Raw genomic sequence first — 25251 nt, 5'->3', positions numbered from 1 at the left:
ACTCACGGGTGAGGCGGTTCACTGCTGTGTCCGGTCATGCGGGCGGTCGTGTCGAACATGGCCAGCTCGTCCGGGTGGAGTTGATGCTGAACCACGAAGGAGCGGTCTTTGATCCGCCACAGGCCCTGCCCAGTTCCCAGCCCCGGCAGGAGCTGCTGCTCCGTACCGGTGAGCCTGAGGGCTTGGGCGGTGGTGCCGAGTTGGTCGGAGGCTTGCCGGTAGATGATCCGTGTTTCCGCGTTCGCCAAGAGGGATGAGGCCAGAGCACGCATCGCGGAGCCGGAGTCGCCGACGTTGTCCAAGTCGCTGAGCTTGTGGAAGATCAGCATGTTCGCGATGCCGTAATGCCTGGACATTCGCCACTGCGCGTCCATCCGTCGGAGCAGCGCGGGGTGGGACATCAACCGCCAGGCTTCGTCGTATATCATCCACCGCTGCCCACCGTTCGGGTCCAGTAGGGCAGACTCCATCCATGCGCTGCTGCAGGTCATCAGCACGGAGACAAGCGTGGAGTTCTCTGCGACCCGGGAGAGGTCCAGGGAGATCATGGGCAGGGACGGGTCGAAGGTGACGGTCGACGGGCCATCGAACAGGCCTTGTAAGTCCCCGGCGACCAGGCGGCGCAGCGCATGGCCGACTAGCCGCCCGTCCTCTTGCAGTCGTTCGTCAGCGTCGTGGTCGGGGCGGAGGATGCGGTCGACGACCATTGGCAGGATTGGAACGTCGGCGGTGCGAACGGTGGCGGTGAGCGCGAGGTCGATGGCGGTGTGTTCCAGTGGCGATAACACTCGATCCAGGACCGTCTCGGCCAACGCACCTATGAGGTCGCGCCGCCGGGACGCGAGAGTGGCTGCCCAGCCGGCATCCGATAGTCCGGCTGGGCGTAGTCCTTCGTCGAGCGGGTTGAGCCTGGTGTGCAGCCCGTGGCCGAGTACGATGGCCTTGCCGCCTACCGCCTCGGCGACGACGGTGTGTTCGCCTTTCGGGTCGCCCGGCACATACACGCGGCGCCCGAACGGAATCGATCGTGTGTACAGGCTTTTGGCGAGCGAGGATTTGCCAGCACCTACGATTCCCGCGATTACTAAGTTCGGGGCGGTGAGGAACCCGCGCCTGTAGAGTACCCACGGGTCATACACGAAACTGCCGCCTGAGTAGAGGTCCTGGCCGACGAATACGCCTTCGCTGCCCAGGCCCCCTTCGGCCAGGAACGGATACGCGCCGGCCAAGGTCGCCGAGGTGTCTTGATGATGCGGCAGATGGAATCCCCGGTACGACCGCAACATCGCCTGGCCTGGCTCTCCACCACGCGGGAGGTAACTGGTAAAGGCTCGTTCGGCACGCTCCGATGCTTGTTTGACCCTAGCTTTGGTTTTTCGTGTCGCCGCGTCGTCGGATTGGATGCGGCGGGCGGCTTTGCGGCGTGCAGTGCGTTGCCTGCGTGGATCTCCTGCCGGTGTGACCAGAGCGGTCGAATGCAAGGTCGATAGGGTGCGGTGACTCATTCGGGTGTCCTTCCGTGCTGCTGTTCCGCCGATCCGGCGGTCACAGCCTGAGGCCGCCGGCCGCTCGAGCAGGTGGGGTTCTGAACGGCTCCGAAGGTGCCAATTTGATAGCGCGATTCGGCGAGGCATGCTGAGGTAGCGGTTGCCAGGTAATGCGTCCGTTTAGTCCCCATGCCACGCCGAGTCGTGCGTTGCTGCGGTGGATCAGTTCGATGGCCTCCAGCAATTCCGCGGCGGCGGCCCGCGCGTATATCCCGCCTGTTTCACGATCGCCGGTTTTGTCTATCGCGCGAGAGGACATGCGTTCATGCCAGATGACCAGCTGATCAAGCGACTGTTCCAGGGCTGCCATGCCGGAGGACAATGCCCCCAATATCGTGTATGAATCTTCGGGCGCTGTAATCGACCAGATCGCATCAGCGAGAGCGCGAAGTGCTCTATCGGCGCCTTCGGCGTGGGCGGCCGGATTCTCGAATGTGGGCATGGTGGCGTGTCTCCTCACGGTTCAAACGGTTCGGCACAGCGGTAGGGCTGCGACGGTGAAGGCTTGCGCTTGCTGGCCGACGAGGCGGCGGGTTTCGCAGGAAGCCTGGATGGCGGCTTGCTCGATCTCGGAGACGGCCGACTCGAGCTCATTGGCGGTAGGCGCGCTGATGGCGATGAGGCCGGTGTAACGCAGGACTCCGTGGCCAGAGGTGAGATCGACTTCCTGCTGGAGCACATCGGCGAATTCGGCAGATTGTTGGGCATCCTCAATCTGTCCGATCCGTTCCCGTTGGGCAGCGTCGGAGATGTACTCGGTCTTCTTCTTGCGGATGTCGCGGGCGGCGATATCGGATCGGATCGGGGTGCAGATCAGCGACACCGCCCGCTGTACTCCAGTCGACAGCAGAATCGGGGCGAGGAACCCCGGAAACACGAGTGCTCTCGGCCACTCGCTGATCCACAGCACGGTGTGGTGGGCACTGTCGGTGCGCAGACTGTCCCAGAATTCCTCCACAGCAACCGGTCCGGCCGTCGCCAAGTCCTGCCCAAGACGGCCGGCACGTTCCAGGGTTGCGGCGGTGGCCGGGTCGTAGGCAGAGCGCAGCATGATGGCCAGTTGGCTGGGAGTGGACCAGGCCGACGGTTTCAGATCGGCCGTACGGAGTGCAGTGGTGAGGGTGGTCATTTCCTGCCGGAGGACGGCTGCGGCGCCCTTGAGCCCGCCGCCGGCGGTCCGGATCGCTCGCGAAGCCGCCGTCATGTCCAGGGCCAGAGAAAAGGTGGTGGTGTGGCGTTCTGCGGCCGGGCCCGCGCGGCCGATCAGCTCCCGGTAGACGCGGGCGGTCCAGGAGCCGTCATCGGTACCGTGCTCCTGCCACCACTGGGCGAGCACGGAACCCGAATCGGGTAGCGTGCGCTCCAGGATCTGCAGGCGGGCAATCCGCCCGGACCGACACAGAGTGCCCAGGACTCGACCCCACGACGCGACACGGCGTTCCTGTTCACCTGGGTCCAGGAGCACGAACGCCGGATGAGTCACCTCCACCAGCGCCGTTAGGGTCTGGGCGTGCGGGTCGTGCACCATCACCGCACCGGTTTCCGGGTCCTCGTAATGCCGCAGAGCCGCGGCATCGCCGGGCAAGGCGAGCGTGCCGGCGGGCCGAAGATTGACGATGCGACGCCGGTACCGGGTTTGCCGCACGGCGACCCGCCAGGCCCAATGCCCGGCGACCGGGATCCACTCGACCGTCCTGCGTCCACCGAGGGGAAGCCAGGTCAGGACCATGCCGGTGGCCCAGACGGGACTGGACCACAGTAGTGACAATCCACCGGAATACAAAGCGACCACGAATGCGAAAACCGCTGTGGCGAGGGTGACAACTTGGGGCAGGGAGAACCCCAGGATCACCCCACGGCGGGTCAGCCGGGAGAACTTGACGGGCGACAACTCGAAGGGCCTCGCAGCATCAGAATGAGACATGGATGCTCGCCTTTCTCATTGCCGGGGTTTTTCAGGCGCCGAATTGGCGGACTTCGGCATAGGGGACACTGCCCGCGATGGCGCCGGCCTCGACAGCGATGGTGTGGCCGCAGCCCCGTGGCCAGGTGGGAGCGGCGGACCCAGGGTTGCACTCGCAGCGTGACCGGCATACTGATCGGCAGCACTACCCACCGAGGCACCGAGCTTGGGACCGGCGGTCGCGGCAGCACCGACGACTTCCGCTCCCGCGACGGCCGCGATCCCACCTGCCGCAGCAGCGGCTCCGACAGTCCCAGCGCTCGCGGCGCTGCCCGAGCTCCCCACCCCGGTCGTTCCCGCAGCCCCTGCCGGTCCGCCGTCTGTGCCAGCAGAAGTGGCAGGCATCCTGCCGCCGGGGGGCGGCGGCCCGCCTCCCGAGGATGTCGGCGTGCCGCCGCCATCGAGGATTTTCTTCGGCTCGCCGCCAGGCGGCCTGTTGGACATGGGTAATGGCCGATTGAGGGAGTTCTTGGCTTCCTGTTCGGCCGACATGGAGTGATAGATGTCAAAACCCATAAAGGAAATGAACTTATAGACCATGTAGGGGGCGAAGGCCGCGACGAACATCAACACAATCCCGGAGATCGGCTGGCTGATGGAGACCAGATCGAAGTCGATCGGTGCCGACACTTGCGCGGTCGCGACCAGGAACACGACGACGATGACCAGCTTCGACACGATCAAGGCGAGGACGAAGGAAGCCCATTTCCCGAACCAACCGCGCGTGGCCTCCCACGATGCGCCGGACAAGGCGATGGGAGCCATGACGATCGCCACCAATAACAGCGTCTTGCGGATCAGGAGGGAGAACCAGACGATAGCCGCCGCAGAAATGGCGAGGCCAGCGAGAAAGATCGTCACGATCGGCCCGACCCCCGGAGCCGCGAGGTTGATCGCGGTCAGCCCTGCAGCCAGAACCCCAATCTTGCCGCCCATCTCGGCCATAGTCGTGCCAGTGGCCTGCACGATCCCGATGCACAGCTGATCAACAACTTCGAGCGCAGTCCCGGTCAGGGTGAGGACTAAGAATGAGCCCAACACAGACTTTGCCAAACCCAAGGCGGCTTTGGACAGGGCGGTCGGGTCGCGGCGGATCAGGCCGGTGATCAGTTGCAGGCAGAAGAAGATCAGCATCACGAAGATCGCGACACCGAAGAGGATGTTGTAGACGGCGACGTAGCCGGGGGAGGCGACGTCGACCAGGGTGGTGCTGTCGAAGACTGCCCACACGCCCTCGAACATCCACTTCGCGGCTTGCCCGATCGCATTGGCGAGCCAGTCGAACGGTGCAGCCACCAGAGAAGCGGCACCTTCCCCGACGGTGGTGCAGACATTGGCGATGATCGGTACATCGCAGACGCTCATGTCGATTCCTCCCGACACTCGAATCGTCGGTCAAGAGACGGCTTGGCCGATGTGCCAGAAAAAGTTGATGAGGGTCACCGATGCGCCGCAGATAACGGCGGCGCCGCACGAGATAAGCACGCCGGCTTTGCCCCGGCTGGCTAGGTGCGGATTGGACGAGTTCGCCCCAAGCCCCCACACGATCGCAGCGATGATCAGGGCCAGAACCGAGAGGATCAGACCGATGGTCATCACCGCCCCGACGATCGTGCGTAACGCCGCGATACCCGGCAAGCCGTTCTCGTTCGGGGTGATGCTGATATCCACCGGCACCATCACATGGATTGCAAGGAAATGGGCGATACAAGTGGCGGGGTTCAGAAGCATTGGGATTGATTCCTTCGAGATGATGACCCGCAGCAGACGAGCTTCACCACCGCAGGTGCACCGCCTGCGCCAACGCTGGTCAGAGGCTGCTGCCGAGGTGGATCAGGAAGTTCACCCACGTGGCCCCGGCACCGGCCAGGGCGGCAGCGCCAACGGCGACCCACAGTCCTGTGCGTGCGCGGGTAGCCGCCTGGTAATTGCCGTGTGAATTGGAGATGGCCCATGTGACCGCGCAGACGATCAGCAGCAGCACCGCGACGATGAGGACGAGGGTCAACAAGGCACCGACGATGGAGGCGAGCTGGCCGGCGCCGCCGACGCCGCCGAAGTTGGGGTACACGGTAGTGGTAAGAACGGAGTCCGGCGGAAAAAGGAGTGGGTGCGGCATAGGGGCTCCTGTGAATGGGGGTCACCGATCCAGGTGCGACCACCTGTCCCGTCGATTAGGAAAAGGTGCAGGCGTCGATGCTAGGCGCGTTCTCCGAGGCTGCGCCGTGGGCGGCTAGCCATGGCACCGAATTCACCGCCGGCGCCTCGGGCCCTCCGGGGCGGACCTCGAAGTGCAGGTGCGGGCCGGTGGAATGGCCTGAGGAGCCGACCTGCCCGATCTGCTGACCGGCTGCCACGATCTGCCCGATAGTGACCTCGATGCCGTCCTGGTACATGTGCAGGTAGGTAAAGGAGACCGGCCGCCCGTCGACGGTGCTCAGGATCTTGATCGTTCCGGTACCACCGTCTATGCCGGCGTACAGAACCTTTCCATCGGTGGCAGAAAGAATCGAGGTGCCCGCGGGGGCGGCGTAGTCGGTACCTTCATGGAACTCGGGATGCCCGGTGATTGGGTCGGCACGCTGCCCGAACAGCGCCGAGACAACCCACGTCCCGGAGGGCAGCGGGAACACCACTCGTGTGGTCTCCGGCACCGTGGGGCTCCCGCCGCTGGAGCTACTCGAACCGCCTGCGGCAGGCTGGACGAGGGCGGCGATGATCGCCTCGGCGACGGGTTGGTAGTTTGCGTATCGGTACGGGTAGGCGCTGCGTTCGACCGACTGTGCGGCCTGACCGTCACTCATCTGCTGCCAGCGGGGGATGTCCAGCAGGCCCCGTGGGGAGGGGTAGTTAGGTCCGGTAGGGCCGCCGTAGAACGCTCGAGCTTCATAGATCGGGTCCATCAGATGCGCAACTGTGCCCCATCCGACCTCAGGGCGCATTTGGAACAGACCCAGGCTGTCGTGATCGGCCCCATTGCCGTCGTTCTCGTACGTTGCGGACTCGGGGTAGGTGATGGGGTTGGTCAGCACCCGCAGTGACGATTCGGTTAGTGCTGCCATTAGTGCGACGGTCACGCCTTGCCTGCCAACGCCTAGAGTTTCCCCACCGACGGTGATGATGGTTGCCGCATGGGTCAACTGTGTCTTGTTCAGTGTGATCGTCTGGCCGGTGGCCGTGGTTGCCTCCAGTGAGTCGGGAATAGGTCCGAGCGTGAGGCTCCCACCGGTCAGGCACGCGGCGGCAGAGTTCATGAGGACCCCGATCCCGAGCACGATCCCAGATGGCCCCAATAAGACCAGTGCTGCCGCTAGGACGATCGCGATCTTCTTGAACACATCGAACACATGGCCTTATTTGAGGGGTGCGTCGAGTCGGGACAGGCGCAGCGTGTGGCAGCGTTCGAACGTCGGCGTACAGGCGAGAAACACGGTGAATGACACCCGGTAGTCGGCGGTTGCTGGGTTGCCTTGCCAGATGCCCGCGCGGTGCCGGGTCCCCTCGATGGTGACTGCGGCCGTGCCCTCATCGATGTGGGCGCCGGCGCTTTCGGCAATGCCGTTCCATGAGTGCGGGATGTAGGTTTTGTCGATGGTCAGCCACTGGGTCGTGGCGTACTGACGCAACTGTTGCCACATTTGGGCGGCCGGCAAATAGCCATTCATATCGGCGACCAGCCCGTTGGTCTCGTACCCCGACGGGTCTGCATCGGCAATCACGGGGTCCGCGTGGTCCTGTGGCTGCAGTGAGGACCTGGTGTCCCAAGTGAACAATGATGCGGCCACCGCGCGTGCGTACCGTACCGGGTCGGTAGTGTGCGGCAGCGCTGGAGGGCTTTCTACCGGCAGGTCCGCGTCGGGGACCGAAAATAGCGCATCGCTCGTGGGTGAAGCGGCGTCGTCCGGCACGCTCGCATAGCTGTGGTGCTGGCCGACCAGCCCGTAGATCCCGACCCCGGCCAGTACTGGCAAGATCACCCCGGCGGCACTGGCCAGGATGAGGAAGCGCCGGCGACCGGTACTTGATGGCATGACAGAAAGCTCCCGACAGCAGAACAGATGCTGATCACTGGAAAGGTGCACGCGCTGGCCCGGCTGGTCACGTGTAGCTTTTGTCAAATGGTGGCGGTGTTCTGTTGCCAAAAAATGGCGCTGCTGATGTCTCGCAAGCGTAACGGTCTGCGGGGCAGATCCGCGTGCGGCAGCGCTCCGCCGGTCAGGCGTCTCGTGGGTGTCCGGCTCTGACATTCTTGAGGCTATGCAGATCCGAGACCTGATTCCAGCTGACTTCCCTGCGGTGGTTGAGCTGTGGAAGCAGGCGGGACTGACCCGGCCGTGGAATCCGCCGGAAACGGATCTGCAACGCGCACTCCATGGGGCCACATCCACCGTGCTCGGTGCTTTCAACGATGAGCAACTTGTGGGAACCGTCATGGTCGGCAACGACGGACACCGAGGCTGGATCTACTACCTCGCCGTCGGTGAGAGCCACCGTGGCACCGGGCTGGGACGGCAGTTGATGGCGGCCGGCGAAACCTGGCTGCACGAACACGGCGCAATCAAGGTCCAACTGATGATTCGCACCAGCAATGCAGCCGTGCTGAGCTTCTATGACCATCTCGGTTACGAAGACGCCGATGTGCACGTGCGATCGAAGTGGCTGAACCAGTAAACAACGTCCGCAAGCGGAACGGCTTGCGGTGCCTACCCGGCCGCTCACCGATTCATCGAGACGATCACCGCAAGCGAATCCCACACCGGGCTCGTGATCCCCTCGGCTAACGGGGAGAGTTGATGGTTCGGTCAGACTACCGGGCGTTGAGCGTCGATCATCGAGTCGATATGGTGGTCCATCGCTAGGGTTAGCTCGTGGACACGCAAACGGTAGACCTTTCCGGGGGAATCCGGATCCAGTGTCAGCTCTCGGGTCACCTGAGTGCACCGAACATGGTCTTGCTGCATGCTCTCGGAGAGCAGGCCACCAACTGGAACTCGGTCACGCCGCGGCTCGCACCGCTATTCCGGGTGGTGAACCTTGATCTGCGCGGACACGGAGGTAGCGACTGGCCAGGGACCTACTCCTTCGAGCTTATGCGCGATGACGTGATCGCGGTCCTCGACGCCCTTGGCCTGCATGACGTCGTACTGGTCGGCCACTCGATGGGGGGCACCGTGGCGTATCTGGTTGCCCAGGCCCAGCCCGAGCGGATCAAGCGGCTGATCATCGAAGACGCCCCGCCGCCGTTCCCGCGCACTCGGCCCGTTCCCGAACGGCCCGAGGGTGCGCTCCCGTTCGACTGGGCCGTCGTCCCGGCGATCATCGAGCAGGTGAACGATCCCACCCGCCGCTGGTGGACCCACCTGCCTGACATCACCGCGCCCACGTTGCTTGTGGGCGGCGGCCCGACCAGCCACATTCCGCAGGACCTGCTCGTCGAGGTATCGGAACTCGTGCCGGACTGCACCCTTATCACCATTCCTGCTGGACACAACGTCCACGAAACCGAGCCCGACGAATTTCTCAAGGCAGTTCTGACATGGCTTCAGACAGAGCGGTAGTGCTGCTCTTCATTCTCAATCGTCCCAAAAGGGGAACCTTATACAGGAGACCTCGCTGCCCTGCGCTGACTACCCGCTAATTTCGCCGAGGAGAAGCTTTTCTTCTTCTCGAGTGAGGCCAGATCGTCGTTCCCGGCCGAGTCCGCGTGTTCGTTCGTCCGCGAGCACGTCCTCGAGCGTCTGTTTCAGGTTTCGCTCTGTGCCGCCCGCGGCGAGGAACCGGCTATGACTACGTCGGGCAAAGCCGGCGTCGCTGCGGGGAAGCCAGAGCGGCAGAGAGCGAGGCCCAGCCCAGTAGTTGACGTTGTGTGCAATTAGCCAGTCGTCATCGGCCGAGATGAGTTCGCCGGCATGGCCCGCGACCCGCGCGGCAGCACGCAACACCGCCGAGAAATCGCGTTCGCTGCCGACGGCGTTATAGATGCCGGTGAGTCCTCGGCGGCCAGAAGCGATGAGCCACTCAGCGAGATCCCGAACGTCAATGAGCTGCACTACACGATCATTGACATCGGGAACGAGAACGGGCTCATCCGAGGCCAGGGCCAGTCGCGATACCCAATAGCTGAACCGGTCGCTGGTATCGCCGGGACCAGCGATAAGGCCCGGTCTCGCGATGAGCGCGCGATCGCCGATTGCCTCGGCCGTGGCCCGTTCGGCGGCGACTTTGGCGTGCGCGTAATCATCGGGGTCGGTCGGGTTTACCAGGGCGGCGTCTTCATCGGCGCCCGGTTCGGTGTTGCTTGCGTACACGGAGACGGACGAAATCAGTGTCCAATGCTGCGTATTATCGGCCAAAGCGTCAAGCGCCCCGGTGACGAGGTCGGTCTCGTACGTGAGCTCGATTATTTCGTCCCAGTCGCTTCCCTTGACCGCATCGTAGGCACCAGAATGTCGCCTATCGGCACGGACGAAAGTCACCCCGCTCGGAACCTCTCCGGACTCGCCGCGAGCAAGACACGTCACGTCCTCGCCTCTGGTAACCAACCGCTCGGCTATCTCGCGACCGAGCCATGCCGTCCCGCCAAGAATGAGTGTGCGTGTCATGACGCTCAGTTAATCGCAACAGTGAACCGAAAAGGCGAAGGGTTCGCCCTAAGCGCAGAGCGTGTCCGCGACTGTCATGATGCGAGATGGCAGTGATCCTGCGATACGGAACTTGACCGCATGCGAAACCGCCCACGGCAACGACCGGGCGTTTGGTTCATGAGGTCGAGTTTGTTCACCATTCGGGATCGTTGACCGAACAGTCCCTAGAAGGCGCGACCATTGGGCGACTTGTTGTCCCAGACACCTGCTGACCGGTCTATCGCACGCTCGTCAGGATCAGCCAGCTTCGCGTGCCACACGCTCCAGCATGCGTCGATAGTCGTCCCACCAATCCCGATCCACCGACGGTAAGTTCTCGTTGCCTTTTCGAAGCCCGGCGGCTCCGTCGATGAGCTCGCGAACAATATCCGCATGTCCGGCGTGCCGATGAGTCTCAGCAATCATATGGATCAGGATTTGGTGCAGTGTCACCTTGCTCCTGTCGGTGGGCCACCACGGAACACCGCCGATCGCGTCAAGCGGCAATGTTCTGATCGTGATGTCCGAGTGCGCACACGCCCGTCGGTACAGTCTGGTGATGTGCTCTCGGGACTCGTCGGCCCTCGCCCACATATCCACGTTCGGCTCGGCGTCGTTTTGGGACCAGGGCAGTGGTTCGTCAAACGGACGATGGAAGACCTCACCGAAGTATCCCAGTTCACATCCGGCCAGGTGTTTGATCAGCCCTAGGAGGTTAGTTCCAGTCGGGGTCAACGGGCGGCGGACATCGTATTCCGAGAGTCCGTCCAACTTCCACAGCAAGGCCTCTCGAGCGGCCTCCAAATAACGTTGAAGGTCTGCTTTTGGATCGGTTCCGTCCATGTCGGACACGCTATCACCGGGACTGACGCCCATGATGGCGCAGTGTCCCGCAAGCGGAACGGTGACGGGGACCCTCGCGCAACGGTTCAGTTGGTCGCGTCGGTGAACCGTACGAGCGCGGCGGGGCAGTTGCGGCGCGCTAGCGACCAACCTGCCTCGCTACCCCAGTTGAGTTGTATCGAAAACGAGCCATCTCGATGGTCACCTCGTACTGTTGCGATATCTCCTCAACGGTTGCCTGTCGGCGAGCCGCAGTTAGAAGGAGTGGACGTGGGAGAAGGAGTGTTCCACCGAATGCCGTGGCTTCCTCTTCTTCCTCGGGTTTGCACGTGCGGAACGGCATGCCTTCGACCTCACGAATTTCGGAAAGGTTGTGACGAAGCATGACGTGAGCCAGTTCGTGTGCGATGTCGCTGTTCTGGCGGCCAATGGTCCTGAGCGGACTGACGACGACAATCGACCGACCTTCGATCTCGAACGTCGCAGCGGAGAACGCGAAGGCTTGGAGTCGCTCGAGTTCCTCCAGGTCTTTGATGTCCACAAGATCGGAAGCGTCGACCACCGCAATGCCAAGATGCCTCGCAAGATCCCGTGGGTCGAGGCGATCATGTGGGGCTAGCCCAAGTTCCTTACGAACTCGGGACGCGTCCCGTTCAGCTTCTGCCTTAAACCCGCGCCTAAGCGTCACAGCTCCCCGGCCGCGACACGCTCGGCCAGCCTGTCGTGCATTGCACCCAGAATCGAGTTCAGGCGGTGCGGGACTCCGGGACGAAGGGCGGACGCGGCCCTCAGGTGGCAGGCAACCACGGGCCGTTGCGTGGGAGCCTTGGCGAGGACGTCGTACATGTTTCGCAGCACGCTTGCGATTTTCGACGCCGCATCAGCTTCGAGGCGAGGATCGGCCGACAAGTGCGCAATAACCTCGTCAATCGGCGCAACCTGACGTTGCGCTACGGGCATGAAGAACTGGGCGGGCGACACCCCCAGCCAGCCGCACAACAGTGTGAAGGACGTTAGGTCGGGCTGGGCGCCAGCTTCCACACGCGTAAACGTGCTGAAGCTAACACCCGCCTCGGCAGCGGCCTGCCGGAGCGACAAGGTTCCACGACGCTCGCGCAGCAATGCGCCCAATTGGGCGAGGTCGATTTGCTCTACGCCAGAAGCGTCGGGAAAGCCAGTCACGCTGTCCTCGGCGACATCGCCGACAAATAAACGATCCGTTGCATGACTTGAGAGTACCGCTGAATTGACGCAGGAGTGACACGACACGGTGATTCAGGTTATCGAGATTGATGCTTTAGTGATACAGTCAGAGTCGAGAAAGACGCACATTCAAACGAATCGTGTGAGGCGGCGAAGGAGGAGCAACAATATGGACGCAGAGGCAGTCGCAGAGGAGACCAAGACGGTGACGATCATCGTCAACACCCGGGCGCGGCCCTGGGCGGGGAAGAAGATCACGTTCGAGCAGGTCGTCGAACTGGCTTTCCCGGGGCAGCCGTACGATCCAGCGGGCACGACGGTCGAGTACAGCCGCGGACACGGCCCGGATCACGCTCTGCGGTCCGGTAAGAGCGTCGCAGTGAAGGAAGGAATGGTCTTCGATGTCGAACCCGCCAATCGATCCTGATGACTCGATCGCCCGGCTCGTCGCCGACGGCTACGACATGGTCCTCCAAAGCGGACACCTTGTCATCCGCCGTCTTCCGTACCTGGCGCCGTCCGGGCTGCGACGTGACGGCCGTCTGGTCCTTCCGGTAAACAACGTGGGAGGCGTGATCACCGACGCGACCGACCATCGGATCTGGTTCGCCGGCGAGGAACCACGCGACGAAGATGGGGGAGTGCTCGGAAGCCCGAACCCGCACGACTTCGGCGTGGGGGAGCGCGCCGAAGTTCTGATGTCATTCAAGCCGCCCGGCGGCCTGTACTCGAGTCTCTACGAGAAGATCCGGCAGTACGCCCACATCCTGCGCAACGCCGCATGGCAGATGGACCCAACCGTCACCGACACGCCGGGAGGGTCCTATCAGGTCGTCCCGGACGACCTCCCGCTCGTTTACCCCGACACGAACACGACCCGTGCTGGGTTGATCACCCTTAACACCCTTTTCCGCGGCCACACGGTCGCGATCGTGGGTGTCGGCGGCACGGGCAGCTACATCCTCGATCAAGTCGCCAAGACCTGGGTTGACCGGATCATCCTCATCGACGGCGACGTATTCGAAACCCACAATGCCTACCGCGCTCCGGGGGCGGCAGCCATAGAGGTTGTCCAGGCCCAGCCCAACAAGGCCGAGTACTTCGCTGCCGAGTACGCGCGCATGCACACAGGCATCACGGCACACCCCGTCGCCCTTACGGCGGAAAACCTGCACCTTCTCGAAGGAGCAACGTTCGTATTTCTGGCTGCCGCCGACGCGGAGGCGCGGCCCGCGATCATGCAGTGGCTCCGCGCTCGTGGCGTGCCCTTCATCGATGTCGGTATGAGTTTCAGAGAAGGTGAGGGCGGTCTCACTGGTATGGCGAAGGTCGCGGCGTACCTCCCTGGGGATGAGTCGCCTCTGCCGACCGCTCCGGCCATCCCGCCGGGCGAGGACGACTACAGCAGCAACATCCAGCTGGCAGAGCTGAATGCCTTGAACGCGGTCCTCGCTGTCATCCGGTGGAAGCGGCACCTCGGGTTCCATGCGACCCACGAAGCGTCGAATTTGACGGTCTACAAACTGTTCTTGAACGAGGTTCGAAACGGAGACCTCGTATGACCAGGATTGATCACTATGCCGCACGCTTCCTGGAGTCGTTCCCGACACCAATGGAACCGGGCGTCCTCTATGTCTCGACGAGCTACTCGACCGCCGGGCATATCTGCCCCTGTGGCTGCGGGCGCGAAGTGGTAACCAAGCTGTCTCCAGCGCGATGGCGAGTCATCTACGACGGCGAGGTGTCTCTCAAGCCCTCCGTCGCCTCGACGGGACTTCCGTGCAACTCCCACTACTTCATCACCCGTGGCGACGTTGACTGGCGCTATCAACTAAATGCTGTTCACGCAGCGAAGGCGCAGGCTGCCGACCGCCGCGCGATCGACGATCACCGGGCGCCGACAACGCCTCCGGCACAGCGTAGGAACTGGTGGACGCGACTCTGGCGTTGCTCAGGCTGACCGCATCCTGCGTTCGGGCACGATTTGCGGGTGGAACCAGGCTGCCCGAAAGCCGGACCACCAGCGGGCGGCAGGGTGCTCGTGAAAATGCTATCGAGACACGATTTCGACCAATAGCGGGTGCCCGTAACGGAACGCTCTGCGACGCAGCGAAAGAGTATTAGGAATCGGTGGGGTGTTCGTCGTCCCAGGTCAGGATGTCGCCGGGCTGACAGCCGAGAACTCGGCAGATCGAGTCGAGGGTTGAGAATCGGACGGCGCGCGCGCGACCGTTCTTGAGCACAGCGACGTTAGCGGGGGTAATGCCGATCGCGGTGGCGAAGTCTCCGACTGACATGCCACGTTCGACCAATAAGCGGTCGATGAGGATTCGTATCGCCACTACACCACCTCGTCCAGCTCGGTCCGCATCAGAACCGTCCGCCGCAAAAGCGATCGCAAAACTATGAGAACGAGAAAGAGAGTGATTCCCACCAACACACTCCCGACAACCACGATCACGAGTGCGGGCGGCCCAGGGAGAAACGGCAACATCGATGCCGCCAGGATGGTCGCGATAGCGACAGTGATGACCAGCAGATCTACCATTTGCGCAGCGGATTTGCCGAAGATTCGATCTCGCCTGATGTAGCCAACCAAAGCGGCCGTCGCGAGCAGAATTGTTTCGACGCACAGACAGATGGCCAAGGCCAGAGTGAGAAGTGGAGCGCGCAGGTCCGCGAACTCCGGAAACTGACGAGCGATCGAATCGGATACGGGAAACAATCCCACCCCGACAGCGAGGATGAGGGCGGCGAGAAGTCCTAACGCCAACCAGGTCGCCGCAGTCGCCGCCAACGATGGTCTTCCTGTATCTAAATCCATCTATCGAGTATCAATAGCTTTCTATCGAATGTCAATGCATGATGGACAAAGGCGCAACACGGAGCTCCATACGGGCGCACAAGCGGCAGGATCAGGCAACCATTGGAGGCGAGTTGGATGCGACACTGGAGCGAACTCGCAAGAGACACACTCATCATTCTGGCGATAACCGCAACTTTGACGGCGTGCAGCGGCCCCGGCAACCTCAACATCAGTAACGAAAGCTCTACTGACGTGACCGTCTCAACGGGCGACGAAGTGATCACGGTAGCCGCATTGGGCGGTGCCAGTATCCTCGGTTCCGGCTGCACACCAGGGGACATAATCGTCAAGTTCACTTCGGGCGAGAAGGTTGCAGTCTCCGGACCAGTGTGTCCGGAGAAGCAAATCGTCGTGCTCGACGGGAAGGTCGAGCTGCGACCGCCCTCATAGCGAGCATCACGACCGCGTACCAAAGCTCTTTTCTCAACTAGCTTTCCGCGGGACGGTATTCACCGACACAACATGGTGAGCCTCGTCGGGATCACCTTTTACCGGATGTCCTTAACGAGCACTATCTGCTGACGGCATTTCACCGTGCACTTCGAGGGGTGCCCGCAGAGGTACGTTCTGAGAGATCGGCCATTGCGCGCCGGTTGCCAACATCCCCTATCCCTCACGAAGGGCTCAGGATTCTGAGGGCACCAAGGGCAGTTCGAGTCCGTAGTTCCAAGACAGAATCGCCGGCTGCTCGCGGTAGAAGCTGAGCACCGACACTGATCCAGCATCCAAGGTGATCTGGGCCCCGAAACGTGGTGCCATTCGCAGGAATACGGCTGTCAGGATGCGCAGAAAATGGCCATGCGCAACCAGAGCGACATCTCCCTCAGCCATCGCAGGAAGCACTCGCGTGAGCACGCGCGACGCGCGTGCGGCAACCTCTTCCACCGTCTCACCTGGTGTCCGCCCACGAATCACGCCGTGAGTAAAGGCGCTCCAGTTGTAGCCGAGCTCGCTTCGAATGTCGCGAGTCGTACGCCCCTCGTATCCGCCGTAATCCCACTCGACGAGAAGCGGATCGATCTCGGCATGCAGGCCTGCCAGTTCAGCAGTTCGCTGCGCGCGCTGTAGTGGTGAGGTCAGGACGAGCGAAAAGTTGTAGCCGGCAACCAACCGACCTGCACCGCGGGCAAGATCCTCCCCTCGGGCAGTGAGCGGAACATCAGTAAGTCCTGTGTGTCGGCCTTTCTGTGACCACTCCGTCTCCCCGTGTCGCAAGAGAACCAGCTTCCCCGACGGGTTGTCGGGAGCGGGATAGTCGGGCAGCGGATCGTTTATGGACACACCGCTACCGTAGTCGCGACACCCTGCGAGCGTCCGAGCGTCCGGAACGGCCTGCAAGATACTTCGGTTACGCCAACCTGGACCCGACCACGCCTGAGGCCCACCTCGACTATAGGTAGCGCCGCGAATTATTCGAGCCATGTCGTCGTGGGGTTCGCATCGTGAGTCGATCTTTCAACGGACGTCCGCAAGCCGGACGTCGTGCGGGCACTCCTATGCGTTCATTGACATCGGACCCTTTCGGCATCCGAGGATAGCCGTATAGGTGTCCCGACACTAAGTCCGATGACGGGGCGTCAAACGCTCCAGACGGGTGTCTCAATCTACAGTGAATGAAGACACGTAAGTCGGTCGACGCTGAATTGAGGAGCCCGAGATTTCGGCTTCGGCGGTGCGCTCCGCTGGCACACAGTTCGGGCGGCCCCTATTAGCCCGGCCGTGTGATCGCGGACAAGCTCGAAATCGTGAGAGACGCCAGCGCGAACGGGAAAACCGCCGAAAGAACCACACCCGTCAGAGGGTGCGCGCGGCCCGAGCGGCGTCGGTGAAGGCGACCGTGGCCTCGACAGTGGTTTCGAAGTCGACCCATTGCTCGTCGGTGAGGACCCGGCCGATCTCGGCCGGATCGTAGTGTTCGGCCCAGCCCCGCATCTCAGTCCAGGTCAGTAGGAACGCCCGCACGCTGTACCGCTTCGCTGGCCCAGTTGCTGTTGGAGCGCCGCGCTTGTGGCTGGTCGTGCCAACTTGTCCATTCGCCTGCACACGGGACAGCGCGTCTCGGGCGAGTGCGGCTAGTTCGCTGTCGCGACCGGCGGATTGGGCGGCCTTTACCTTCTGGTAGTGGCCGTAAACCTTCCCGTCCGCATCAATGCCAGCAAGCTCCGCCGCCGCCACCGCCCGAAGGTCCGCCGAGGTCTCGGGATCGGCGGCGATGCGCTCCACTTCGCCGACGCGCTCCAGCGTCGTATAGGACTTGTTACCGGTGACCAACTGGGCCGCCTGCGCGCGGGTCTTCCGATCCGACGGTGGTGCCAAGTTGGCACCACCGGAGATCACAGGGGTTTGGCCGTGGGAGCCGAACTGTGTCGCATTCTGCCGGTGGGCGGCATCCTCGGCCAGCAGAGTCTTTAGCTCCCGGTAGAGCGCGGCGGCCTCGGTCGGGGTAAAGGGCTTACGGAAGAGGTTCTCATGCTGCTCCGCCAATAGCAGTTGCAGCCGGCTAGAGATGCCCGACCTTACCCATACATTAACCTGCTTTAGCCCAAGCGCTTTGACCGCTTCCAGTCGCCGGGCGCCGCAGATCAAAGTCCCGTCCGGGGTGATTGTGGGCGGTTGCAATAGACCCAGCTTTCGGATGGATGCGGCGAGCTGGTCAATATCGCCCATGTCCTGCCGGAACCGATAGCCGACGTGGATCGAGTCTATGGACCGGTCCAGTTCGATACGCCCATCGCTCCTACTCATCCGGCTCACCCCGATGAGGACGTCCACGCACCACCATCAGAACCAGGTCATAATCGGCCAGCAGGTCGGCGATAGTGTCGCCGATCAGCAACCGGACCAGAATCCCACGCCGGCCGTTCACGGTGGTAGCGGCTGGGTGTCCAAGAACGACCTGCAACAGGCCAATCCAGGAATCGTGTCGCAGGTCCAACAATGCACGCGCGGTCTTATCCCTCCGCAGCACCTCATAGGCCGCGGTGCGGCCTCCGGCATCGGCGAGTCGAGAGGACACGTATTCGACTCCGGCACGGGCGATCTCGGCCGGCCAACCTAGTGCCACCAAAATCGTCGCCGTGTCATCGATAGCACGCAGCGGCCGTGACTGATCATCCGGGGCATCCGTGACGAGGATGTCTGCGGCGGACGGGGTTTGAAGTGCGGGGTGATAGTCGATCAGTTCGTTCTCTCGGTCACTGAATCGTTCGGCATCATGGAATACCGAATACTGGGGGCGCCTGGCTCGCTCGGTGGAGGTGAGTAGTCCGCGGGCGCGGTTCTCGGCAATAAGAGTGATCCGCACTGCGACAGTGACCACCGCCCACGGGTCCTGGGCGGTGCGAGTGGACTCGTTCAACATCGCTTCGAAGGCGGCCACCGCTGCATCCGCCGGTTCGAACCCATACTTGCGAGCCAGCGACGCGTACCGATCGGCGGCGAACCGCATCAATGACGCTGCTTCGGCATCCGTACGCCACGCACCGGGCCCAGCATTGTGGAGCCGGAACAAGAGCGCACGAAGACCCTCCGGATCGGCGAACGCCAGCCCGGAAGACTCTTCGTGTGCGTATGGAGCGGTATTTGGCATGAAAGTGTTCCCCTTCAAAGGGGAGGTACGCACGCCGTACCGGCGAACCGCCTTGTCCACCCGATGACTCCCACTGGACGTGTGATGGCTGCGTTCGTACCGATCTGCAGTTCTTGAGGGTGCTGGTCCTTGAAATACGGGACTGCTCCTGGGCAAGTTGCTCGATCAATGCCCGAGTCCACGGTAGATAGCTTTCGACGGTGAGCGCGGCGGTGCTGGAGGTTGGACAGTGCGATACGCAGAACGAATCGTCGCCACGATCTCCGCATCGGGCAGTCCTGCACGCCCGGCAGCGTCCCGTAGAGACTCGTGCGCCTGGTATTCAGGGATACTGTTTTCGGCGTAACGGCATGCGGCCCAGAACAACGCTCGATTGCGTGAGCCCTCAGGTCGAACCTCCAACCACTGAGCGATTCCACGCCCGCGCGACAACTCGAGGGAGGTGCCATCTAAGACCGCTGCCCGTGGCGCTGGCGGCGGACGCAGAAACGCCCGCAATGTGTCGCCGTCCACGAAGCGAGGATCCCTGCCAACGGCGATCACCTCATATCCGCCAGAGTTGGACGCCGAAGTAACGATCCTGGATGGCGGCGTGACGACATAGCCCCCGGTGCCGCGGAAATCCACATGCGCGTCCGCGACGCCCCACGAGTTACGTGGTCGATTCGGTGCCGCGGGGTAGTAAAAGTGCAGGCCACCGGAGGGAGTGCGCACGATAAACGCCCACCCGTCGAGCAGTCCCTTTCGACGGGCACGCTCCAAGTGGGCGAACCCCGATCCGGATGGATGCCGGTCGACGTCGACAACATTGAACCCGGTACCGCCGGTCGGCATCCCGATATTGGCATTTGGCCATCGATCCCACCACCGGCGAACCTGCCGCACATCGGTCGTCGCATCGAAGAATCCGTGACGAGTAAACGGCCGCTTCGCCCCCGGCATGCACGGAAATACCGGCACAAGAGACTCCGCCAGCCTTACCGCCGCATCCGACAATTGGAGATCGTGGACTTGGCCGAACACGGCGAGGCTACCCATTACAGACTCACTGACTCGTGCGGACGTACCTGCTGAGCACGAAGGTCTGCCTCGTAGCCCTGCCTGGTTAAGCGGGAAAGACGTCTATCGGACTGCGGTCGAAGTTCCAAGCCAGATGGTGCGCCATTGCCCAACGAAGGTTCCGGCAGATCCTCCAGGATGAGTAGGGCGGCCTTGCGTGACAATTCACCGGTCGAACGCACGACCTCGACGGCATCCTTGCCTTCAACCGAGGATGACCATCCGCCGACGTACGGGATCGAATAGCCGGTCGAGTCCATGCCGTACGCGGCAGTCACCATCATCGCGACCGACTCGGCTTCCACCTCACGGATGCCGCGGTGCAGTCCCTCTACTCCGCGGCCTTCGTGGCCGAGCGCGATGTGCGCAACCTCGTGAGCGAGCGTTTTCACCTGCGCCGCGACATCCATGTCCGCCCTTACCGTCACCGTCCGGTTGGTGTAGTCGGTGACGCCGTTCGCTCCATCCAACGCACGTGCATCAGAGGCCGCGTCCAGCCGGAATCCCCGTGCGCGCACCTGCGCGGCCAGACCATTCCACAGGCCGTCCGGAGCATCCCCGGCCAGAAGTTTCGGGCGCGGGCGCTCCGGGATCGGATCACCTCGAGTCTGCGAAACGTCCCACACGAAGGCCGGCTTGACGCCAATCATCTTCGAGCGCGCGACTTCGCCCGGCCGAAGCCTCTCGTTCTTCCCAAGCCGCCGCCACGACTCGACTTCGGCCGGGTTAGTGGCAGCGAATCGTGCGGTTAGTGGCACTTGAATCATGTATCCGGCCTGACCTTTGATTACGAAACGGCCGAGTTCTTTCCACTGCTGGAATCCCGCGACAAGCGTGGGGAAAGGCTCCGGCACCCGCCCGTGCTCGAACGCCTCCGCATGCTGAGCGCGAAGCAGCAGTGTGTTCCCGAACGACCTTGAACGGAATCGGGCAGCGAATTCAATCGCCCGTACCCAGTCGTCACCCGACACCAAGGTCTCTACTGCGGTAGCCAACCGCTCCTGCAGGGCAGCGAGTTTCACATCCCGTGCAGCTCGAGCACCTTCCCCGACATTCGCAGGCATAACTCCGGTCTCCTCTCGGGCGAGCCCACCTCGAGTGGGCGGACTCACGACCACGAGGTACAACAGCGCCGCCACCAACAGCGAATAGGACATGACAGAAGAACGCGACATGCACCGAGCACCGATGGGCGGGCACGTTGGCTAGCCGCTCCGGTCTCTGGCTGCTCGGGATCGTCGGCACGTGCCACCTCGAACGCCCCTTTTGCCAGCCGCGTCAGATCGCTCTCGGTCCGCCACACGTCTTGCACGTCGAGGTGGAACCCGCGATCAGTGCGTCAGATGCCTCGTCGACGGGGTAGTTCGGCCGGACCCATCTGGAGTGGATATGGGGACGCGGAAGCGCATCACGGAAGAAGCGGTTTCCTACTCCGACGAACTCGGCTCGTCGGGAGTCTCGCCATTCGCTGCCGCCTCAATCCAGTCGGCGGCCTCATCAGATATGTAAAAGCCGGACGGCCCGCTCTGGCCAACCCACCATGCATCGGAAGTGATCGACCCACCGGCTGCAGTGATCTCGGCAACGATCTCCGGCGGCACCGCGTCGCCATTGTTCTCGATCAGCCACTCCCGTGTAGTGGGCTTCACCTTCGACCACCAATGCTCGAAACTCATAGGCCAAAGTCTGCCACTCACCTCTGCCGAGGGCACGGTGTTGCCGGATGATTGCGCGATAGACGATTCGCTGCGTACCTCATTAGCCGGGGACTGCGGGTGGAGGCGTGCGGTGACGGTATCGATGCGAGTGATGTCGGCAGGTGACGGCTATCGGTATCTGCTGAAAACGGTCGCGGCTGGCGATGGCGACCGCGACCTCGCGACGTCGTTGACGCGTTACTACGCGCAGAAGGGTACGCCACCTGGATTTTGGCTTGGTAGTGGCGTTGAAGCGTTAGGGGATGGGCAGGTTGCACCTGGCGATGCGGTATCCGAGGACCAATTACGGCTCCTTGTGGGCATGGGACGTGATCCGATAACGGGCAACCCGCTGGGTTTGGCGTACCCGGTGTTCCGTGGACCGGAGGAACGGATTCAGGATCGAATTGCCGATCTCGCCGAGTCTCTGACACCGGATGCTCGTGCCGCGGCGATCTCCGAAATCGAGGCGGAGGAGGCGGTTCGAACATCTCGTCGGGCAGTAGCAGGGTTCGACTTCACTTTCTCGGTGCCGAAGTCGGTGTCGGCGTTGTGGGCGGTGGCCGATGGTAGGACGCAATCGTTAATCGTGGAAGCGCATCACGCGGCGGTTATGGACGTGATTGCGTTGATGGAGCGCGAGGTTGCCGCAACCCGTGCCGGATCTAATTCAACCGAGGGGGCGGTTGCGCAAGTCGAGGTCACCGGTCTGATCGCAACTGCCTACGACCACTACGACAGCCGTGCGTCCGATCCGCAATTGCACACGCACGTGGTGATCAGCAACAAGGTCAAGACCGTGCACGACGGGAAATGGCGATCCCTGGACGGCCGTCCGCTGCACTCCGCCGTGGTCGCGTTATCCGAGCACTACAACGGGTTGTTGGCCGACTACCTGGCCCGAACGCTCAATCTCGGGTGGGAGGGACGGGACCGCGGCCGGGATCGCAATCCAATATGGGAAGTGATCGGTGTTCCCGAACAGCTAATTCAGGAGTTCTCCTCTCGGTCTCGGGACATCGACGCCGTGAAGGACAAGCTGATCGCCGAGTTCGTGCAGCGGCACGGACGGCAGCCGTCCTCCAGAACGGTGATCAAACTCCGGGCGCAAGCAACACTGCAGACCCGACCGGAGAAAGTAGTGAAGTCTCTGGCTGACTTGACCGCGGAGTGGCGGATCCGCGCCACCGAGGTGCTCGGCCAGGATGCCCCAATGTGGGCGGCTCAACTGATCGGCAACAGCTCGAGACCGCCGGACCTGCGCGCGGACGAGCTGCCCCTCGCGATGCTCGCCGACATTGGACGGACCGTCGTCATAGTCGTGGGGGAGAAGCGGTCGACGTGGCGCCGCTGGAACCTCTATGCGGAAGCGTCTCGGCAGATAATGGGCGCCCGCTTCGCCAGCACGGAGGATCGTGAAGCAGTACTCGGATTGATTGTGGATGCCGCTGAGAACGCTTCACTGCGGCTGACGCCGCCGGAGTTGGCCGCCTCCCCGGTCGCTTTTCAGCGTCTGGATGGAACGAGTGTGTTTCGGCCCAAACACTCCGTGGTGTTCTCTTCATTTCAACTACTTGCGGCTGAAGATCGTCTGCTCGTCCGCTCCAATACCACTGCCGCTCCGACGGTGGGAATCGAGGTAATGGACCGCGTCACGCGCCGCCCGGATGCCGAAGACCGATTGCTCGGGGCCGACCAAAGGGCCGCGCTCGCAGCAGTTGCAACCTCCGGGCGGATTGTGGACGTGCTGGTTGGCCCGGCCGGCACCGGGAAGACCACCGCGATGAACGCGCTTCGGCGGGCATGGGAACACGAACATGGTCCGGGGTCGGTCATCGGGTTGGCGCCGTCTGCGGCGGCTGCGCAAGTCCTTGCCGACGACCTCGGGATCGGCAGCGAGAACACCGCCAAGTGGCTGCTCGATCACGACTTAGGGAAGGCCACTCTCCGTGAAGGGGCACTGGTGATCGTGGATGAAGCATCACTGGCAGGGACCATGACTCTGGACAAGATCACCTCCCACGTTGCGGAGGCCGGCGCTAAAGTGCTCCTCGTCGGTGACTGGGCACAGTTGGATGCGGTGGATGCTGGCGGCTCGTTTGGAATGCTGGTGCGGGATCGCAACGACGCACCCGGATTGATCGACGTGCACCGCTTCCGCAACGACTGGGAGAAGGACGCGTCACTGCGCCTGCGCATTGGCGACACCGACGTCATCGACACCTACATCGATCAGGACCGCATCCGTGACGGTGAGACCGACGCGATGCTCGACGCTGCGTACAACGCCTGGCGGGCGGACCTCGCCGCCGGCAAGTCGAGCGTGATGATCGCCGAGAACCACGAAACGGTCAAGGCGCTGAACACCCGTGCTCGCCTGGATCTTATGGTTGCGGGCCAGGTAAGTCTTGATCGGGCGATTCGACTCCATGACGGGACCGAAGCAGCCAAGGGCGACGTGGTCATCACCCGCCGCAACAACCGCGAGCTGACTGCCCGCAGGGGGTGGGTGAAGAACGGCGACCGCTGGGTCGTCGTCTCCATCAACGACGATGGCGCCATGACCGTCCGCCGAGAAGGACGCCGGGCTGGCGGCAGCATCGTGCTGCCGGCCGGATACGTGGCCAAGGACGTGGAACTCGCGTACGCCACCACTACCTACCGTGCGCAAGGGGTCACCGTGGACACCGCCCACGCGATCGTGCATGCGGCGTCGATGACCCGGGAAGCGCTCTACGTCGCCATGACCCGTGGTCGTGACTCCAACGTCGCCTACGTCGCCACGGACAACGCAGCACTGGAAGGACACCAACAACGACCACAGGACGACGCGACCGCACAGTCCATCCTGTTCGGCGTCCTCCACCACACGGCTGCGGAGCCTTCTGCCCACGAAATGATCGCGGCCGAGCAAGATACTTGGACGGGAATCGGCCAGCTCGCTGCCGAATACGAAACTATCGCCGCTGCCGCGCAACACGACCGCTGGGCTGCTCTGGTCGAGAAGTGTGGATTCACCCGTGAGCAGAGCGATGCGGTTATCACCTCCGAAGCCTTCGGGCCCCTCACCGCAGAACTGCGCCGGGCCGAAGCCAACCACTACGACGTCAACGCCCTCCTCCCACGCCTCACACGTGCGCGCGGGTTCGCTGACGCGAAGGACATTGCCGCAGTTCTCCGCGACCGACTGATCAAAGCCACTACGCGTCGAACGGGTAGCACTCGAAGCAGGCAGGCCCCCCGACTGATTGTCGGCCTCATCCCCGAAGCGACCGGACCCATGACGGATGAGATGCACGAAGCGTTAAACGAGCGGAGAAGCTTGATCGAAAAGCGCGCCAAAACGCTGACTGATGCCGCAATTCGAGATCAAACGTCGTGGGCCACAGCAGCTGGACCTCGGCCAGCCGAAGCGAAGGCCAGGATGGTGTGGGAACGGAATCTCCGCGTGGTCGCTGCGTTCCGTGATCGCTACCAGATCGCCGCACGCGATCCACTTGGGCGAGCCGGTGGTGACGGAACGCAACGGATGGACCGCTCCGGGGCTTCGGCTGCCCTCGAGTACGCCCGTGCACTCTCACGTGCCTCGGCAGGAAACGACCGATCCTACGCCGCACGCAGGAAACAGCCCGCCCTGCGACTCTGAGCTCGAACTGGCGACTCTTTCCAATGTCGCTGCATAGTCGTACAGTAGGGGGCGAGGCAGCTTCCTCCTTGATATTGGGCCCTTCGGGGCAGGCCATCGAGCCACTCTTTTACGCACTGCCGCTTGAGCATTCGCGCGAAGAGAGGATCACCATGTTCCGCCGACTCTGGGCCGCAAGCGTTCGCACCCGCTATTTCCTGCGCCGGTACATGCCC

Annotated in this window: 28 protein-coding genes; 8 read left to right on the top strand and 20 right to left on the bottom strand. The window is 62.8% G+C overall.

All coding sequences use genetic code 11. The features are described 5' to 3' along the window. Positions 1 to 2: 2 nt before the first annotated feature. From ABFX56_RS02195 to ABFX56_RS02160, 8 genes are all read right to left on the bottom strand, one after another. Positions 3 to 1505: a VirB4 family type IV secretion system protein gene (locus ABFX56_RS02195; RefSeq protein WP_346231644.1), complete on the bottom strand. Its 1503-nt coding sequence runs from the start codon at positions 1503 to 1505 to the stop codon at positions 3 to 5. Positions 1506 to 1545: 40 nt separating this feature from the next. Next, entirely contained in the window at positions 1546 to 1989 is a 444-nt protein-coding gene (locus tag ABFX56_RS02190; protein WP_346231643.1) for a hypothetical protein, read from the bottom strand. Between the two features lie 21 nt (positions 1990 to 2010). Beyond that, positions 2011 to 3471, bottom strand: coding sequence for an SCO6880 family protein (locus ABFX56_RS02185; protein ID WP_346231642.1), 1461 nt, complete (start codon positions 3469 to 3471; stop codon positions 2011 to 2013). A gap of 15 nt (positions 3472 to 3486) precedes the next feature. Then, entirely contained in the window at positions 3487 to 4875 is a 1389-nt protein-coding gene (locus ABFX56_RS02180; RefSeq protein ID WP_346231641.1) for a TrbL/VirB6 family protein, read from the bottom strand. Between the two features lie 30 nt (positions 4876 to 4905). Then, a complete protein-coding gene (locus ABFX56_RS02175; protein WP_428834419.1) occupies positions 4906 to 5190 on the bottom strand; it encodes a DUF6112 family protein in 285 nt (94 codons plus the stop codon). 130 nt (positions 5191 to 5320) lie between these two features. Continuing rightward, entirely contained in the window at positions 5321 to 5629 is a 309-nt protein-coding gene (locus ABFX56_RS02170; RefSeq protein ID WP_346231639.1) for a DUF6112 family protein, read from the bottom strand. A 55-nt stretch (positions 5630 to 5684) separates the two neighbouring features. Next, positions 5685 to 6857: a M23 family metallopeptidase gene (locus ABFX56_RS02165; protein ID WP_346231638.1), complete on the bottom strand. Its 1173-nt coding sequence runs from the start codon at positions 6855 to 6857 to the stop codon at positions 5685 to 5687. Positions 6858 to 6863: 6 nt separating this feature from the next. Further along, the gene (locus ABFX56_RS02160) at positions 6864 to 7541 is read right to left on the bottom strand and encodes a hypothetical protein (RefSeq protein WP_346231637.1); all 678 of its coding nucleotides are present in this window, start codon (positions 7539 to 7541) and stop codon (positions 6864 to 6866) included. 226 nt (positions 7542 to 7767) lie between these two features. Between ABFX56_RS02160 and ABFX56_RS02155 the strand changes: the two genes are divergently transcribed. Both ABFX56_RS02155 and ABFX56_RS02150 read left to right on the top strand, forming a co-directional pair. Then, positions 7768 to 8181, top strand: coding sequence for a GNAT family acetyltransferase (locus ABFX56_RS02155; protein WP_346231636.1), 414 nt, complete (start codon positions 7768 to 7770; stop codon positions 8179 to 8181). A 197-nt stretch (positions 8182 to 8378) separates the two neighbouring features. Further along, the gene (locus ABFX56_RS02150; protein ID WP_346231635.1) at positions 8379 to 9068 is read left to right on the top strand and encodes an alpha/beta fold hydrolase; all 690 of its coding nucleotides are present in this window, start codon (positions 8379 to 8381) and stop codon (positions 9066 to 9068) included. 69 nt (positions 9069 to 9137) lie between these two features. Here ABFX56_RS02150 and ABFX56_RS02145 read toward each other — a convergent pair whose 3' ends face one another. The 3 genes from ABFX56_RS02145 to ABFX56_RS16265 form a co-directional block, all read right to left on the bottom strand. After that, on the bottom strand, positions 9138 to 10112 hold the full coding sequence (locus tag ABFX56_RS02145; RefSeq protein ID WP_346231634.1) for an NAD-dependent epimerase/dehydratase family protein: 975 nt from the start codon (positions 10110 to 10112) through the stop codon (positions 9138 to 9140). 279 nt (positions 10113 to 10391) lie between these two features. Continuing rightward, entirely contained in the window at positions 10392 to 10976 is a 585-nt protein-coding gene (locus tag ABFX56_RS02140) for a DinB family protein (protein ID WP_346231632.1), read from the bottom strand. Between the two features lie 139 nt (positions 10977 to 11115). Then, entirely contained in the window at positions 11116 to 11406 is a 291-nt protein-coding gene (locus tag ABFX56_RS16265; protein ID WP_487047306.1) for an ImmA/IrrE family metallo-endopeptidase, read from the bottom strand. Here ABFX56_RS16265 and ABFX56_RS02135 point away from each other — a divergent pair. Next, complete coding sequence (locus tag ABFX56_RS02135; protein ID WP_346231631.1) at positions 11365 to 11595, top strand: hypothetical protein; 231 nt, start codon at positions 11365 to 11367, stop codon at positions 11593 to 11595. The genes ABFX56_RS16265 and ABFX56_RS02135 overlap by 42 nt on opposite strands. Positions 11596 to 11660: 65 nt before the next feature. Here ABFX56_RS02135 and ABFX56_RS02130 read toward each other — a convergent pair whose 3' ends face one another. Then, positions 11661 to 12245 (bottom strand): helix-turn-helix domain-containing protein, encoded by a 585-nt coding sequence (locus tag ABFX56_RS02130; RefSeq protein WP_346231630.1) that lies wholly within the window; start codon positions 12243 to 12245, stop codon positions 11661 to 11663. A gap of 103 nt (positions 12246 to 12348) precedes the next feature. Here ABFX56_RS02130 and ABFX56_RS02125 point away from each other — a divergent pair, with 103 nt between their 5' ends. From ABFX56_RS02125 to ABFX56_RS02115, 3 genes are read left to right on the top strand one after another with little or no spacing between them, the layout of a single operon-like run. Beyond that, entirely contained in the window at positions 12349 to 12606 is a 258-nt protein-coding gene (locus ABFX56_RS02125; protein ID WP_346231629.1) for a multiubiquitin domain-containing protein, read from the top strand. Then, positions 12581 to 13741, top strand: coding sequence for a ThiF family adenylyltransferase (locus ABFX56_RS02120; RefSeq protein ID WP_346231628.1), 1161 nt, complete (start codon positions 12581 to 12583; stop codon positions 13739 to 13741). Before ABFX56_RS02125 ends, ABFX56_RS02120 begins: the two co-directional genes overlap by 26 nt. Beyond that, positions 13738 to 14139, top strand: coding sequence for a ubiquitination-like system serine protease family protein (locus ABFX56_RS02115; RefSeq protein WP_346231627.1), 402 nt, complete (start codon positions 13738 to 13740; stop codon positions 14137 to 14139). The genes ABFX56_RS02120 and ABFX56_RS02115 overlap by 4 nt, the downstream gene beginning before the upstream one ends. A 160-nt stretch (positions 14140 to 14299) precedes the next feature. Here ABFX56_RS02115 and ABFX56_RS02110 read toward each other — a convergent pair whose 3' ends face one another. Together ABFX56_RS02110 and ABFX56_RS02105 are read right to left on the bottom strand one after the other, a co-directional pair. After that, positions 14300 to 14521, bottom strand: coding sequence for a helix-turn-helix domain-containing protein (locus ABFX56_RS02110; RefSeq protein ID WP_346231626.1), 222 nt, complete (start codon positions 14519 to 14521; stop codon positions 14300 to 14302). After that, a complete protein-coding gene (locus tag ABFX56_RS02105; protein WP_346231625.1) occupies positions 14521 to 15003 on the bottom strand; it encodes a DUF2975 domain-containing protein in 483 nt (160 codons plus the stop codon). Before ABFX56_RS02105 ends, ABFX56_RS02110 begins: the two co-directional genes overlap by 1 nt. 117 nt (positions 15004 to 15120) lie before the next feature. On the opposite strand from ABFX56_RS02105, the gene ABFX56_RS02100 reads away from it, so the two are divergent. Further along, positions 15121 to 15435 carry a hypothetical protein gene (locus ABFX56_RS02100; RefSeq protein WP_346231624.1) on the top strand — a complete coding sequence of 105 codons (315 nt, stop codon included), beginning with the start codon at positions 15121 to 15123 and terminating at the stop codon, positions 15433 to 15435. A gap of 234 nt (positions 15436 to 15669) precedes the next feature. On the opposite strand, the gene ABFX56_RS02095 is transcribed toward ABFX56_RS02100, so the two are convergent. From ABFX56_RS02095 to ABFX56_RS02070, 6 genes are all read right to left on the bottom strand, one after another. Further along, on the bottom strand, positions 15670 to 16326 hold the full coding sequence (locus tag ABFX56_RS02095; protein WP_346231623.1) for a histidine phosphatase family protein: 657 nt from the start codon (positions 16324 to 16326) through the stop codon (positions 15670 to 15672). A gap of 513 nt (positions 16327 to 16839) precedes the next feature. Further along, positions 16840 to 17790 carry a ParB N-terminal domain-containing protein gene (locus ABFX56_RS02090; protein WP_346231622.1) on the bottom strand — a complete coding sequence of 317 codons (951 nt, stop codon included), beginning with the start codon at positions 17788 to 17790 and terminating at the stop codon, positions 16840 to 16842. After that, entirely contained in the window at positions 17783 to 18634 is an 852-nt protein-coding gene (locus ABFX56_RS02085; RefSeq protein WP_346231621.1) for a hypothetical protein, read from the bottom strand. The genes ABFX56_RS02090 and ABFX56_RS02085 overlap by 8 nt, the downstream gene beginning before the upstream one ends. 165 nt (positions 18635 to 18799) lie before the next feature. Continuing rightward, on the bottom strand, positions 18800 to 19672 hold the full coding sequence (locus ABFX56_RS02080) for a bifunctional DNA primase/polymerase (RefSeq protein WP_346231620.1): 873 nt from the start codon (positions 19670 to 19672) through the stop codon (positions 18800 to 18802). Beyond that, positions 19672 to 20757, bottom strand: a complete 1086-nt coding sequence (locus ABFX56_RS02075; RefSeq protein ID WP_346231619.1) for an ArdC-like ssDNA-binding domain-containing protein — start codon at positions 20755 to 20757, stop codon at positions 19672 to 19674. Before ABFX56_RS02075 ends, ABFX56_RS02080 begins: the two co-directional genes overlap by 1 nt. Positions 20758 to 21120: 363 nt before the next feature. Further along, the gene (locus tag ABFX56_RS02070; RefSeq protein WP_346231617.1) at positions 21121 to 21369 is read right to left on the bottom strand and encodes a hypothetical protein; all 249 of its coding nucleotides are present in this window, start codon (positions 21367 to 21369) and stop codon (positions 21121 to 21123) included. Positions 21370 to 21493: 124 nt separating this feature from the next. Between ABFX56_RS02070 and mobF the strand changes: the two genes are divergently transcribed. Next, positions 21494 to 25036 (top strand): MobF family relaxase, encoded by a 3543-nt coding sequence (gene mobF, locus ABFX56_RS02065; protein ID WP_346233122.1) that lies wholly within the window; start codon positions 21494 to 21496, stop codon positions 25034 to 25036. Positions 25037 to 25251: the final 215 nt, after the last annotated feature.

This window comes from Parafrigoribacterium mesophilum (genome assembly GCF_039652555.1).
Lineage (GTDB): Bacteria > Actinomycetota > Actinomycetes > Actinomycetales > Microbacteriaceae > Parafrigoribacterium > Parafrigoribacterium mesophilum.
This window is presented reverse-complemented; position numbering and strand designations above follow the sequence as displayed.

Excerpts from the sequence above, each read along its gene's own strand:
- ABFX56_RS02195 (WP_346231644.1), bottom strand. The coding sequence starts at position 1,505 with ATGAGTCACCGCACCCTATCGACCTTGCATTCGACCGCTCTGGTCACA.
- ABFX56_RS02190 (WP_346231643.1), bottom strand. The coding sequence starts at position 1,989 with ATGCCCACATTCGAGAATCCGGCCGCCCACGCCGAAGGCGCCGATAGA.
- ABFX56_RS02185 (WP_346231642.1), bottom strand. The coding sequence starts at position 3,471 with ATGTCTCATTCTGATGCTGCGAGGCCCTTCGAGTTGTCGCCCGTCAAG.
- ABFX56_RS02180 (WP_346231641.1), bottom strand. The coding sequence starts at position 4,875 with ATGAGCGTCTGCGATGTACCGATCATCGCCAATGTCTGCACCACCGTC.
- ABFX56_RS02175 (WP_428834419.1), bottom strand. The coding sequence starts at position 5,190 with ATGGTGCCGGTGGATATCAGCATCACCCCGAACGAGAACGGCTTGCCG.
- ABFX56_RS02170 (WP_346231639.1), bottom strand. The coding sequence starts at position 5,629 with ATGCCGCACCCACTCCTTTTTCCGCCGGACTCCGTTCTTACCACTACC.
- ABFX56_RS02160 (WP_346231637.1), bottom strand. The coding sequence starts at position 7,541 with ATGCCATCAAGTACCGGTCGCCGGCGCTTCCTCATCCTGGCCAGTGCC.
- ABFX56_RS02155 (WP_346231636.1), top strand. The coding sequence starts at position 7,768 with ATGCAGATCCGAGACCTGATTCCAGCTGACTTCCCTGCGGTGGTTGAG.
- ABFX56_RS02145 (WP_346231634.1), bottom strand. The coding sequence starts at position 10,112 with ATGACACGCACACTCATTCTTGGCGGGACGGCATGGCTCGGTCGCGAG.
- ABFX56_RS02140 (WP_346231632.1), bottom strand. The coding sequence starts at position 10,976 with ATGGACGGAACCGATCCAAAAGCAGACCTTCAACGTTATTTGGAGGCC.
- ABFX56_RS02125 (WP_346231629.1), top strand. The coding sequence starts at position 12,349 with ATGGACGCAGAGGCAGTCGCAGAGGAGACCAAGACGGTGACGATCATC.
- ABFX56_RS02120 (WP_346231628.1), top strand. The coding sequence starts at position 12,581 with ATGTCGAACCCGCCAATCGATCCTGATGACTCGATCGCCCGGCTCGTC.
- ABFX56_RS02115 (WP_346231627.1), top strand. The coding sequence starts at position 13,738 with ATGACCAGGATTGATCACTATGCCGCACGCTTCCTGGAGTCGTTCCCG.
- ABFX56_RS02105 (WP_346231625.1), bottom strand. The coding sequence starts at position 15,003 with ATGGATTTAGATACAGGAAGACCATCGTTGGCGGCGACTGCGGCGACC.
- ABFX56_RS02100 (WP_346231624.1), top strand. The coding sequence starts at position 15,121 with ATGCGACACTGGAGCGAACTCGCAAGAGACACACTCATCATTCTGGCG.
- ABFX56_RS02090 (WP_346231622.1), bottom strand. The coding sequence starts at position 17,790 with ATGAGTAGGAGCGATGGGCGTATCGAACTGGACCGGTCCATAGACTCG.
- ABFX56_RS02085 (WP_346231621.1), bottom strand. The coding sequence starts at position 18,634 with ATGCCAAATACCGCTCCATACGCACACGAAGAGTCTTCCGGGCTGGCG.
- ABFX56_RS02080 (WP_346231620.1), bottom strand. The coding sequence starts at position 19,672 with ATGGGTAGCCTCGCCGTGTTCGGCCAAGTCCACGATCTCCAATTGTCG.
- ABFX56_RS02075 (WP_346231619.1), bottom strand. The coding sequence starts at position 20,757 with ATGCCTGCGAATGTCGGGGAAGGTGCTCGAGCTGCACGGGATGTGAAA.
- ABFX56_RS02070 (WP_346231617.1), bottom strand. The coding sequence starts at position 21,369 with ATGAGTTTCGAGCATTGGTGGTCGAAGGTGAAGCCCACTACACGGGAG.
- mobF (WP_346233122.1), top strand. The coding sequence starts at position 21,494 with ATGCGAGTGATGTCGGCAGGTGACGGCTATCGGTATCTGCTGAAAACG.